Origin of the sequence: Actinomadura nitritigenes (assembly GCF_017573545.1) — a bacterium.
In the GTDB taxonomy this organism is placed as follows: domain Bacteria; phylum Actinomycetota; class Actinomycetes; order Streptosporangiales; family Streptosporangiaceae; genus Spirillospora; species Spirillospora nitritigenes.
This window is the reverse complement of sequence record NZ_JAGEOK010000022.1, coordinates 23,359-34,957: the sequence shown is the minus strand read 5'-3', so window position 1 is coordinate 34,957 and position 11,599 is coordinate 23,359. Positions and strand designations below refer to the sequence as shown.

At 72.8% G+C, this 11,599-nt stretch carries 8 protein-coding genes and 1 riboswitch; all 8 genes read right to left on the bottom strand.

The features are described 5' to 3' along the window. Nucleotides 1-24: 24 nt before the first annotated feature. The 8 genes from J4557_RS30600 to J4557_RS30565 all read right to left on the bottom strand — a co-directional run bounded on the left by J4557_RS30600 (nt 25) and on the right by J4557_RS30565 (nt 11,530). Nucleotides 25-1,179, bottom strand: a complete 1,155-nt coding sequence (locus tag J4557_RS30600; protein ID WP_208270228.1) for an acetyl-CoA C-acetyltransferase — start codon at nt 1,177-1,179, stop codon at nt 25-27. 19 nt (nt 1,180-1,198) lie between these two features. Beyond that, nucleotides 1,199-1,816, bottom strand: a complete 618-nt coding sequence (locus tag J4557_RS30595; protein ID WP_190858525.1) for a TetR/AcrR family transcriptional regulator — start codon at nt 1,814-1,816, stop codon at nt 1,199-1,201. Between the two features lie 9 nt (nt 1,817-1,825). Continuing rightward, a complete protein-coding gene (locus J4557_RS30590) occupies nt 1,826-2,605 on the bottom strand; it encodes an SDR family oxidoreductase (protein WP_208270227.1) in 780 nt (259 codons plus the stop codon). Beyond that, nucleotides 2,602-3,783: an acyl-CoA dehydrogenase family protein gene (locus J4557_RS30585; RefSeq protein WP_208270226.1), complete on the bottom strand. Its 1,182-nt coding sequence runs from the start codon at nt 3,781-3,783 to the stop codon at nt 2,602-2,604. Before J4557_RS30585 ends, J4557_RS30590 begins: the two co-directional genes overlap by 4 nt. Nucleotides 3,784-3,807: 24 nt before the next feature. After that, nucleotides 3,808-5,112, bottom strand: coding sequence for a glycosyltransferase (locus J4557_RS30580; protein WP_208270225.1), 1,305 nt, complete (start codon nt 5,110-5,112; stop codon nt 3,808-3,810). Continuing rightward, a complete protein-coding gene (locus tag J4557_RS30575) occupies nt 5,090-7,993 on the bottom strand; it encodes a bifunctional glycosyltransferase/CDP-glycerol:glycerophosphate glycerophosphotransferase (RefSeq protein WP_208270224.1) in 2,904 nt (967 codons plus the stop codon). The genes J4557_RS30580 and J4557_RS30575 overlap by 23 nt, the downstream gene beginning before the upstream one ends. A 195-nt stretch (nt 7,994-8,188) precedes the next feature. Then, nucleotides 8,189-8,989 carry a CHAP domain-containing protein gene (locus J4557_RS30570; protein ID WP_243776597.1) on the bottom strand — a complete coding sequence of 267 codons (801 nt, stop codon included), beginning with the start codon at nt 8,987-8,989 and terminating at the stop codon, nt 8,189-8,191. A gap of 12 nt (nt 8,990-9,001) precedes the next feature. After that, nucleotides 9,002-9,157: riboswitch (cyclic di-AMP (ydaO/yuaA leader) on the bottom strand. A 480-nt stretch (nt 9,158-9,637) separates the two neighbouring features. Further along, nucleotides 9,638-11,530 (bottom strand): SpoIIE family protein phosphatase, encoded by a 1,893-nt coding sequence (locus J4557_RS30565; RefSeq protein ID WP_307800301.1) that lies wholly within the window; start codon nt 11,528-11,530, stop codon nt 9,638-9,640. Between the last annotated feature and the right edge of the window lie 69 nt (nt 11,531-11,599).

Here is an 11,599-nt window from a genome sequence, read left to right as displayed (position 1 = left end):
TCCAGAGGGTCGCCCCCCTGGGGATCAGAGCCTTTCGAGGATGGTGACGTTTGCCTGGCCGCCGCCCTCGCACATCGTCTGGAGGCCGTAGCGGCCGCCGGTGCGCTCCAGCTCGTGCAGCAGGGTGGTCATTAGCCGGGCGCCGGTGGCGCCGAGCGGGTGGCCGAGGGCGATGGCGCCGCCGTTCGGGTTGACCTTCGCCGGGTCGGCGCCGGTCTCCTTCAGCCAGGCGAGCACGACCGACGCGAACGCCTCGTTGATCTCGACGGCGTCGAAGTCGCCGATCGTCATGCCGGTCTTCTTCAGCGCGTACGCGGTGGCGGGGATCGGCGCGGACAGCATCCGGATCGGGTCCTCGCCGCGCGCCGAGATGTGGTGGATGCGGGCGCGCGGGGTGAGGCCGTGGTCCTTGACGGCCTGCTCGGACGCGATGAGCAGCGCGGCGGAGCCGTCGGAGATCTGGGAGGCGAGCGCGGCGGTGAGCCGGCCGCCCTCGACGAGGGTCTTCAGCCCGGCCATCTTCTCCCGGGTGGTGTCGCGGCGGGGGCCCTCGTCGGCGGTGACGCCCTCCAGCGGGACGATCTCCCGCTCGAACCGGCCCTCGTCGATCGCGCGGATGGCCCGCTGGTGCGACTCGTAGGCGAACGCCTCCATCTCCTCGCGGGAGACGTCCCAGTCGCGGGCGATCATCTCGGCGCCGTTGAACTGCGACACCTCGGTGTCGCCGTACCGCTCGGTCCAGCCCTTGGAGCCGGCGAACGGGCCCTGCGTGAAACCGAGCGGCTCGGCGGCGGTCATCGCGAAGGAGATCGGGATCTGCGACATGTTCTGCACGCCGCCCGCGACGACGAGGTCGGACGTCCCGGCGAGGACGGCCTGCGCCGCGAAGTGCACGGCCTGCTGCGAGGAGCCGCACTGCCGGTCGACGGTGACGCCCGGGACCTCCTCGGGCAGCCCGGCGGCGAGCCAGCAGGTGCGGGCGATGTCGCCGGCCTGCGGGCCGACGCTGTCGACGTTGCCGAACACCACGTCCTCGACGGCGGCGGGGTCGACCTTCGCGCGGTCCATCAGCGCCTTCAGCACGTGGGCGCCGAGGTCGGCGGGATGGACGCCGGCGAGCCCGCCCTTCTTGCGGCCGACGGGGGCGCGGACCGCCTCGACGATGTAGGCCTCGGCCATGGGGGTGTCTCCTTCGGGGCTAGCTCGCCTGGATGCCTTCGAGGACCATGGCGAGGTACTGCTTGGCGATGTCGTCGGCGGACAGCCGCCCGCCGTGCTGGTACCAGTTGGCCGCGACCCAGACGGTGTCGCGGATGAAGCGGTAGATCAGCGTCCGGTCGAGGTCGGCGCGGAAGGCGCCCTCCTCGACGCCCCGGTCCAGCAGGGACATCCACATCGTCTCGAAGCGGCGCTGCGACTCGAGCAGGTAGTGGAAGCGTTCGCTGGTCGCGAGGTGCTTGGACTCGTTCTGGTAGAGGACGACGGCGGGCCGGTGCCGGTCGATCGAGCGGAACGACTCGACGATGACGCCCTCCATGGTGTCGCGGGCGCTGAGGCCGGCGGCGAGGACGCGCTCGTAGGCCGCCCACATCTCGTCCAGGAAGGTCGACAGGATCTCGTCGGCCATCGCCTCCTTGGAGTCGAAGTGGTAGTAGAGGCTGCCGCCGAGGATGCCGGCGGCGTCGGCCACCTTCCGGACGGTGGTGGCGGAGTACCCCTGCGAGGCGAACACCTCGGCGGCGGTGGCGAGCAGCTCGGCCCGCCGCTCCGCGCGGGCGGCGGCGGTGCCCTCGGCGTCGCGCCGTCGTGGACTCATGGTCGGTTCCTAAGCGTGCTGAGAGGACACGGAGACGACCTCCCCGGTCATGTACGAGGAGTAGTCGCTGGCCAGGAAGACGATAACGTTGGCCACCTCCCAGGGCTCGGCGTAGCGGCCGAACGCCTCGCGCCGCGTCAGCTCGTCCAGCAGGTCCTCCGAGGTCACCTTGACCAGGTGGGGGTGCATGGCGAGGGACGGGGAGACGGCGTTGATCCGCACGCCGAACTCGGCGGCCTCCAGGGCGGAGCAGCGGGTGAGGGCCATCACGCCGGCCTTGGCGGCGGCGTAGTGGGACTGGCCCTTCTGCGCACGCCAGCCGATCACCGACGCGTTGTTGACGATGACGCCGGCGCCCTGGTCGCGCATGACGCGCAGCGCGGCGCGGGTGCAGCGCATCGTCCCGTTCAGCGTGATGTCGAGGACGCGTCCCCACTGGTCGTCGGTCATGTCGACCAGCTCGGCGGTGCCGCCGAGGCCGGCGTTGTTGACCGCGACGTCGATCCGGCCGAACCGCTCGACGCCGAGCGCGTACAGCGCCCGGACCTGCTCCTCGTCGGTGACGTCGCAGGGCAGGGAGGCGACGCGGTCGGCGCCGAACTCCTTCTCCAGCTCCTGCGCGGACGCGGCGAGCCGCCGCTCGTGCGCGTCGGAGACCAGGACGCGGGCGCCCTCCTCCAGGCAGCGGCGGGCGGTGGCGCCGCCGATCCCGGCGCCGGCCGCGGCGGTGATCACGACGGCGCGGTCCTTCAGCAGGCCGTGCCCGGGGACGTAGGGGGGCGGCGTCATCCGCGAGCCTCTCTGGGGAGACCGAGCACGCGCTCGGCGATGATGTTGCGCTGGATCTCGTTCGACCCGGCGTAGATCGTGTCGGAGCGGGAGAACAGGAACAGCCGCTGCCAGTCGTTGAGGTCGTACGGTTCGCCGTCGGCGACCATCCCGGCGGCGCCGAGGACGTCCATGGCGAGCTCGCCGAGTTCGCGGTGCCAGGTGCCCCAGACGAGCTTGGAGATGGACGACTCGGGCCCGGGGGCGCCGGACGCGACGCCCGCCATCGTGCGGACCGCGTTCAGCCGCATGACCTCCAGGCCCATGTACGCGCGGGTGAGGCGGTCGCGGAGGAGCGGGTCGTCGATGGCGCCGGTGCGGCGGGCGAGGTCGAGGACGCCCTCGAACTCGCGGCGGAACCCGACCTGCTGGCCGAGGGTGGCGACGCCGCGCTCGAAGCCGAGCGTGGCCATCGCGATCTTCCAGCCCTCGCCGGGCGCGCCGACGATGTTCCCGGCGTCGGTGCGGGCGCCGTCGAAGAAGACCTCGTTGAACTCCGAGGTGCCGGTGAGCTGGACGATCGGCCGGATGTCCACGCCGTCCCGCTTCATCGGGACGAGCAGGTAGGACAGGCCGTGGTGGCGGGACGAGCCGGGCTCGGTGCGGGCGACGACGAAGCACCAGTCCGATTCGAGGGCGTTGGACGTCCAGACCTTCTGCCCGTCGATCCTCCAGTGGTCGCCTTCGAGCGCGGCGCGGGTCTGCACGTTGGCGAGGTCGGAGCCGGCGTTGGGCTCGGAGTAGCCCTGGCACCACAGCTCCTCGACGGCGACGATCGGGGGCAGGAACCGCGCCCGCTGCTCGTCGGTGCCGAACGCGATGATCGTGGGGCCGAGCAGGTTCTCGCCGATGTGCCCGACGCGGGCCGGGGCGCCGGCGAGCGCGTACTCCTCGTTGAAGATCACTTGCTGCCGGACGGTCGCACCGCGGCCGCCGTGCTCCTCGGGCCAGCCCACGCACGTCCAGCCCGCGGCGGCCATGTGGCGCTCCCAGGCCAGCCGCTCCTCGAACGCCTCGTGCTCGCGGCCGGGCCCGCCGAGGCCGCGCGCGTGCGCGAACTCGCCCGACAGGTTGGCCTCCAGCCAGCCGCGGACCTCGGCGCGGAACGCCCGGTCCGCAGGGGACTCGTTCTGGTTCACGCCAGAAACTCTACCAAACAGTTGTTAGAAAGAATCGGCCTCCAGGGCCGGTTCCGCCTCGCTCGCCTGCGCGGCGGGCCGCCCGCACCCCGGCGCGGGCACCGCGGACCGCTCCCTCGCGGTGCGCTCCCGCATCGCCGGAAGGTCCCGGTGGAGCAGGTCGAACAGCCGGTCCCAGCGGGCCAGCACCGTCTCCGGCCGGAAGCGCTGCACCGACGCGCGGGCCTCCGCACCGAGGTCGCAGCACAGCTCCGGATCCTCGATCAGCCGCTCCAGCGCCTCGGCGAACGCGGCCGTGTCCCCCGGCCGCACGAGCAGCCCGCCCGTCTCCCCGCCCCGCTCGCCGAGCAGCATGCGGACGCCCGGCGCGCAGTCGAACGCCACGGTCGGCAGCCCGTACGCCATCGCCTCCATCACCGACATCGGCACCCCCTCGGCCCGGGACGGCAGCGCGAACACCGACGCCTCGACCATCGCCTCCTCGACGTCGGCGACGACGCCCCGGAACTCGACCGACCCGGTCAGCCCGGCGGCGGCCGCCTGCTCGCGCAGCGCGTCCTCGTCCGGCCCGGTGCCGTAGACGTGCAGCCGCCACTCCGGATGGCGCCCGTGCACCCGCTCCCACGCCTCCAGCAGCAGGTCGACGCCCTTCTCGTAGGACAGCCGCCCCACACAGGCGACCGCCGGCAGGTTGAGCGTCGGGTAGACGGACGGGGTGACGTGCAGCGCGTTCGGGATGTGGTCGGCGTTCGTCATGCCGTCCCTCGCCCACGCGTCCGCGTCCTCCGGGGTCAGGGTGAGGAACCGGTCGACGTGCGCGAAGTGCCGCTTCACCCGCTGGTACCGGCTCGACTTGCGGCTCGCCTTGTACGACTCGTGGCTCATCCCGATCACCCGCAGCCCCGAGGTGCCGGCCCGCCGGACCCACTCCATCGCCCAGACCTGCGGCACGATCACGACGGCGCCCGGACGGGCCGCGGCGAACATCCGCGTCAGGCGGGCGGCGCCGCGCCGCTGCACGGCCGACCGCCACACGTCACGCCCCCGTGCCGCCGCGTTCACCCGGTCGCGCAGCCGGTCCGGCCGCCACTCCAGCACCGGCGGCCGCCACGTGTCGTGCAGGACCTCCACCCGGTAGGAGCCGTCGTGGTCGTGGTGCTGCCCGTCCGGCCCGCGGACGATCCCGACGAGGGTGACGCGGTCGCCGCGCTCGGCCAGCATCCGCGCCATGTGGTGCGCCCAGCGCTGCAGGCCCCCTATCTCGTCGACGTTGTTGCAGACGATGAAGACGTCGCGCGGTGCGTGCTCAGCGGTTCCGGTGGGAACCATGGGCGCTCCTCTCTCCGAAGTAACGTTCCACGACGGTGCGCGCGGCGGTCCCGCGGTCGTGCTCGCCGAACCGCTCGGCGAACGCGCGGCGCCCCGCGGCGTGCGCGGACCCGGCGGCGTCCAGGTCCGCGAGTGCGGCGATCAGCTCGTCCTCGGTCCGGGTGACCGGGCCCGGCGCGTGCTCCTCCAGGTCGAAGTAGCCGGCGGCGTGCTCGCCGTCCTCCGGCAGGTGCAGCACGATCGGCCGGTCCAGCAGCGCGTAGTCGAACATGATCGAGGAGTGGTCGGTGACCAGCGCGTCGGCGAGCAGGAGCAGCAGGGTCACGTCCGCCACTCCCCCGACGTCCCGCATGGCCCGGCCCGCCGACGGCGGCAGGTTCGCCCTGCTCAGGTAGTGCGGGCGGACGAGCAGGACGATCTCGTCCCCGAGCTCGCGGGCGAACCGCACCGGGTCGACGGGCGGCTCCATCGGCTCGACCGGCTTCCCCGTCGGCCCCGGCCTGAAGGTCGGCGCGTAGAGCACGGCGCGGCGCCCGTCATCCAGGTCGAGCGAGCGGCGCAGCGCGGCGACCTCCGCGGCCAGCTCGGCGTCCCCGTCCAGGCCGTTGACGAGCGGGTCGTTGCGCGGGTACCCGGCCGGCAGCAGTTCCGCCCGGACGCCGAGGCCCTTGACCAGGGTGTCCACGTCGTGGCCGGAGCGGACGAGGAAGCAGTCGAAGCGGTCCACCATCCGTGCGAGCCGGGCGCGGGCGGACGCGGGCCCGCTCTTCATCCGCGGCTGGTCGAGCCCCATGAGCTTGTACGCCGACCCGTGCCAGGTCTGGATGTAGGTGGTCTCCGGGCGCTTGCGCAGGCGGTCCGGATACCCCTGGTTGTCGATCCAGAACTCCGCCCGCGCGAGCGCGAGGTGGTAGCGCCACGAGTCCCGCCGCACCAGCCTGGCGTCGGACGGGAAGCCCTTCGCGGACGTCGCGTACGACCACACGGCCTCGACCGGGCGGCCCGAGCGGCGCAGCTCCCGGTAGATGTACTTCGGGTTGTCGGAGTAGTGCAGCCCGAGATGGCTCTCGAACACCGCCAGGCCCCTGCGGACGGGCAGCCGGGTCAGGATCCGGTTGAACACGGCGGCCTTCGTCCTGCTCGAGGCCAGCGCACGGCGCATGGACCGCTCCATCCGCCGCGCGCGCCGCCAGCCGAGCCGTGCCGGCGGGCTCCCCGCGACCCGCGCGACGGCGGTGGCGGTGCGCCGCGTCCGCGGGTCCCCGACCGCCAGCCTGAACGCCAGGTGCCCGTCCTCGGTGACGAACGACCGGAGCACGTCGCCCGCGAGGCGCGTCAGGCGCGGCCGGACGGGCAGCCCGACGCCGTGGAGGACCGGGGCCTTCGCGGCGGCGGCGCCGGCGGACCCGCCCGGCCGGGTGACGATCTCCTCGCCGTCCACCTTCACGTGGAGCCGGACGTCCCAGACCGGGTCGACGAACCCGATCGGCCGGATCCGGGCGCGCGGGTCGAACTCGGCGTGCCAGGCCAGCCGGCCGCCCTCGTGGACGATCTCGGCGGGCACCCGCGCCCCGGGCGCGTCGCGCCGTCGGCTGCGGAACTCCAGGGACGCCGACAGCGCCGCGCCGCGCGGGATCCGGTCCAGCGGGTTCAGCACGTGCCCGTCCAGGCGGGCGCGGTCGCCGCTCGCCTCCAGCCGGGTCACGACGGCGGCGGGCCGCAGCTCCTTGAGCGGGTAGAGGTGGAAGCCGAGGTCGGTGACGTCGAGGACGCGGCGGCCGAGGTCCCCGCGCGGGGGGTTCCCGCCCCAGAAGACCCGGCCGTCCCGCTCCACCAGCCGGGCGTGCAGGTCGGACCGCCGGCCGGGCAGGTACTCGGCCGCGGCCAGCGCCCCCTCCCGGTCGCCCTCCCTGATCAGGAACGCGGCGATCGCGGCGAGCGGGTTGGCCGTCTCGAACACCACCGGGTCCAGCCCGGCCAGGTAGCCGGCCGCGAGGTCCAGGAACCTGGCCCGGTACACCGGATCGCGGTCCCGCAGCTCGCGCAGGTAGAGCAGCAGGTCGTGGTTGACGAACTTGGCGTCCTTCGCGCGCTTCAGGCCGTCCGCGCCGCGCAGCTCGAACAGCATGTCGATGCGCCGGTGGATCTCCAGCCGGTCGGCGAAGTTGGCCAGCTCGTCCCGGCGGTTGGAGATCGACGGCTTGACCCGCCGGTCCCGGACCAGCCAGTTGTAGACCCGGTGCGGGATCAGGGCCATGCGCGCCGCGGCGGTGTACGCCTCCGCGCTGAACAGCAGGTCCTCGTAGTGGAGCCGTTCGACGAAGCGCAGCGCGCCGTCCTCCAGGAACCCCCGGCGGTAGAGCTTGTTCGTCGACAGGGTGTCGTAGAGCAGGTCGGGGTTCTCCTCCAGCGACCCGTACACGGCGCTGCGCTCGTAGAGCCACGGGTACCAGGGCCGGACCCGGCCCTTGGCGCCCTTGGGCATGTCCAGGAAGACCCGGTCGCAGAGCCCGGAGACCAGGTCGGCGCCGGTCTCCTGCGCGGCGGAGAGCAGGTTGAGGCAGGCGTGCCGGTCCAGCAGGTCGTCGCTGTCGAGGAACATCACGTACCGGCCGTTCGACCGCTCGACGCCGACGTTGCGCGGACGGCCGCAGCCGCCGGAGTTGACGGGCAGGTGCACCGCGCCGACCCGGCCGGGGTGCGCCGCGGCGAGCCGGTCCGCGGCCTCGCCGGTGCCGTCGGTGCTCGCATCGTCGACGATCACCGTCTCGACGCCGCCCAGCGACTGCGCGAGCGACGATGCGACCGCCCGCGGGAGCCGGGCGGCGTCGTTGTAGGCGATCACCACCACGCTCACATCCGGGCGCACCCGCATGGGCATCCCCTTCCGCTCCTCCGGCGTGTCAGGGGTTCCTTTCCAGCAAGGAGGCGTCAAGGGCCAACTCGGATCAAAAGCTGTCAATGCTTAGCATTACCCGACACGTCGCGGCAGACCACCCGGGAACGCAAAAGGCGCCCGGTCAAGGACCGGGCGCCTTCCATCCGCACGAAATAGATCATTCCCGTGCGGGACGGATCATCGGGACTTGGCGTAGTCGGGGTATCCGTAGCCGACGACTTCGGACTTGTCGCGGATCTTCTCCTTGACGGCGTTGTCGGTGTTGCCTTCGATCGTGGTGATCGTTCCGTTGCCGTTGTCCTTGACGACGAGGCCGACGTGGTCGATGCCGTCGATCCCGCCGCGGGACCCGTTCTGCCAGTCGAAGAACACGACGGCGCCGGGCCTGGCGATGTCACCCCAGCGGTGGGTCTTCTCGAACCAGGAGGCGTGCTGGACGGTGTAGGCGTCCCAGCCCATGTTCTTCACGCCCGTCTGCGCGCTGAGCCACGACACGAACATGTCGCACCACTCGGCGCCCCGGTAGTCGCCGACGCTGCCTCCGTCGCGCCGGGCGGTCACCGCGGCGTGCGGGGTGGAGGCGTACCAGTCCGCGTACTTGGTCGAGCCGTTGCGGCTCTCGCCCTCGCCGAGCTGCGACTTCGCCAGCTTGATCACGGTGGACGCGGCGACCGTGCGGGACGCGGACCGGGCCGCCTTGCGGGGGGCGTGCTCGGTCCCGGAGCGCTCGGACACCGCGCTCTCACGGTGCTGCGCGGCGGCCTGGGCGGGCGTCTCGGCGGACGCCGTGCCCCCGGTCAGGGGGTTGAAGATCGCGAGTCCGACCGCCCCGGCCATCACACCCGCCACGGCGACGCCCACGGCCCGGTCCTCGGGGCTCATGCGGGCGAGCGCGGCGCGGGGAGCGGCGCCGGTGAGACGCAGCGCGCTCAGACGGGGGGCCAGGTTCTTGGTAAGACGATCGAAACGACCGGTCATGCAGGGAATCTCCTTGTCTCCCATGACGCCTACCGGGTTAGCTGACGGATTCGGGCATGGAAGAGCCCTACGGCGCGGCCTGGCGGACGCGCCGATTCACCCCTGGAACCTTGGGTCCCCGGCTCCGTCCGGTCGGGTGGACCTGGACGGACTCGGCCTCGCACCGCGGAAGCGGTGCCGGATATTCGGATGTATCTCAGCGACTGATCTCGAGGGGGCGCGCATGTGTCGGCGCGCGTCGCGTGCGGATTCCGCTCAGCGACCCTCGGCCGCGCATGGAAGCGGCCGGCGTGCAACGCATGGAACGCGCTGCGTTATTCGTGCAAGAAGGTACCAACTGTCACGAGAAAAGCAAACCAGCCGCAAAAGGATCTTTTGCCTGCTCAGTGCCGTTCCAACCCCGGTTCAACGGCCGCCCGCGGCCGGACCTTCCCGATCTTTCTCCGGACGGCCGCGAACCCTTACGGCATAGGGGGTTTCCGCCGCCGTCCCCCGAACCGGAAAAGGTAAAATGATCAAAAGGCGCCCGGCGGTCACGCCCTTCACGACCCGCCCGCCCGCCGCGGCGCAGATCACACCGGCCGCGCCGCTCCCCCGCCAATGTGTCCTACGTCACTCCAGGTCGCGGCGGTTCTGACCTGCCGAAGATCACTCCACGTACAGGGCGAACATCGTGGTGTCGTCGGCCGCCCGGTCGTGCTCCATCCGCGCGAGCACCTCGTCCAGCGCCAGTTCCGGCCCCGCCGAGGAATCCCGCAGAATGCCGGTGAGCCGTTCGATCCGCTCGTCGAGATCGGCGTCCCGGCGCTCCACCAGACCGTCGGTGTAAAGGAACAGCAGATCCCCGGGGCGCAGTTCCGTGGAGATCGTCGTGTATTCCCAATCCGGCAGCGCGCCGAGCATCGGGTCGCGATGGACCTCCAGCGGCTCGGCGTGGCCGTCCCGCACCAGGATCGGCGGCAGATGCCCGGCGCACGTCCACTCCAGAACGCGCCGGTCCGGCCGGTAGTAGCCCACGATCGCGGTGCCGGTCGCCGGCGGGTCCATGCTGCCGACCAGCTCGTTCAGCCAGCCCACCAGCTGCCCCGCCGGCTCCCCCGTGCACGACAGGCCGAGCAGCCCGTTGCGGCTGCGCGCCATCGACGCCGCCGCCGGAAGGCCGTGCCCCGCCGCGTCCCCGATCGCGACCAGCGCCCGCCCGTCCGGCATGGCGCGGGTGGCGAACCAGTCCCCGCCGATCCGCGCCGTGCTCTCCGCCGCCAGCGCCCGGATCGCCACCCGCAGCCCCGGCAGCCACTCGACCTCGCCCTCGTCCGGCAGGATCGCCCGGCGCAGCGTCACCGCCACCTTGCGCTCCTGGGCCGTCCGCGCCTGCTGCTTGAGCATCTGCCGGCGCGTCTCCGCCAGCGCCCGCTCGACCCCGCGGCGCCGCGTGATGTCCTGCGAGACGATGTTGATCGACACCGGCAGCCCGGAGTCGTCCAGCACCGGCTCGGCGAACACCCACAGATGCCGCGCGGCGCCGTCCTTGCCGATCACCCGGTGCTCGGCCTCCACCGGCTCCCGGCGGGAGAACATCGTCTGGACGGCCTCCTCGACCAGCGGCAGGTCGTCGTCGGCGACCACCTTCGGCAGGTCGTGCGGCGCCGGCGGCACCTCGTCCGGCCCCAGCCCGTAGTTCGCCAGCATCTGCGGCGTCCAGTCCGCCTGCCCCGTGACCAGGTCCCACTCGCCGAACCCGATCAGCGCCAGCCGCTCCACCCGCTCCAGCCGCCGCGCGCTGCGGTCCTCGCCGGTGTGGTACCGCCAGGTGAGGCACACGCCCGTCGGCGCCCGGACGCACCGCACGCTCATCCGCGACGACCGCGACAGGCCGCCCTGGACGGTCGAGTACATGATCGAGTCGCGGTCCAGGGTCGGTCCGCCCTCCAGCACCGCGACGTAGTCCTCGAACAGCCCGCTGAGCGCCGCGCCCGGATCCGTCCGCAGCAGCCGCTGCCCCGTCAGCTCCTCGGCGCCCCTCCCGAACAGGTCCCGTGCGGCTCCGTTCAGCTCGGCGTACAGGAAGTCCTGCACCTCGCCGTCCGAGTCCCGCACCGGCACCAGGTGGGCCGCCGAGTCCAGCGCCCCGTCGAGCAGGCCCCGCGCCACCGGATCCTCGGGCAGCCCCTCGATGATCCCGGCGTCGCCCCCGGTGTCCTCGGCCGCCAGGCGGTGCAGGAGATCCTCGGCCTCGGAGACCACGCCCCGCCGGTCGGTGTCCTCCGTGCGCGGCGGCCGGCGCCCCGCCACCACCGCGCCCTCGGCCCCCGTGCCGCCGCCCTGGACGACCATGGCCGCCGCCTCCGGCAGCTCCATCTCCAGGTCACGCGCCAGCCAGATGAGGTGCTGCAGCGCCTCGCCGGGCGGCACCCCCAGGCGCCGGGCCAGCATCACCCGCGCCTCGGCCAGCACCGCACGGTCGTGCGCCGCCCCCCGCAGGCCCTCGAGGTCCGCCGCGTGCACTCCAGGCGGCCCCCACGTGCCGTCCGCTTCCGACACCCCAGTCCCCCGTTCGGCGTTTCATGCCCTGGGAGAAAAAAGCTACATACGTCGACGAAGGTCCGTTCG

Coding starts and splice junctions, on each gene's coding strand:
- J4557_RS30590 (WP_208270227.1), bottom strand. CDS start 2,605: ATGACGCCGCCCCCCTACGTCCCCGGGCACGGCCTGCTGAAGGACCGC.
- J4557_RS30595 (WP_190858525.1), bottom strand. CDS start 1,816: ATGAGTCCACGACGGCGCGACGCCGAGGGCACCGCCGCCGCCCGCGCG.
- J4557_RS30575 (WP_208270224.1), bottom strand. CDS start 7,993: ATGCCCATGCGGGTGCGCCCGGATGTGAGCGTGGTGGTGATCGCCTAC.
- J4557_RS30600 (WP_208270228.1), bottom strand. CDS start 1,179: ATGGCCGAGGCCTACATCGTCGAGGCGGTCCGCGCCCCCGTCGGCCGC.
- J4557_RS30570 (WP_243776597.1), bottom strand. CDS start 8,989: ATGACCGGTCGTTTCGATCGTCTTACCAAGAACCTGGCCCCCCGTCTG.
- J4557_RS30580 (WP_208270225.1), bottom strand. CDS start 5,112: ATGGTTCCCACCGGAACCGCTGAGCACGCACCGCGCGACGTCTTCATC.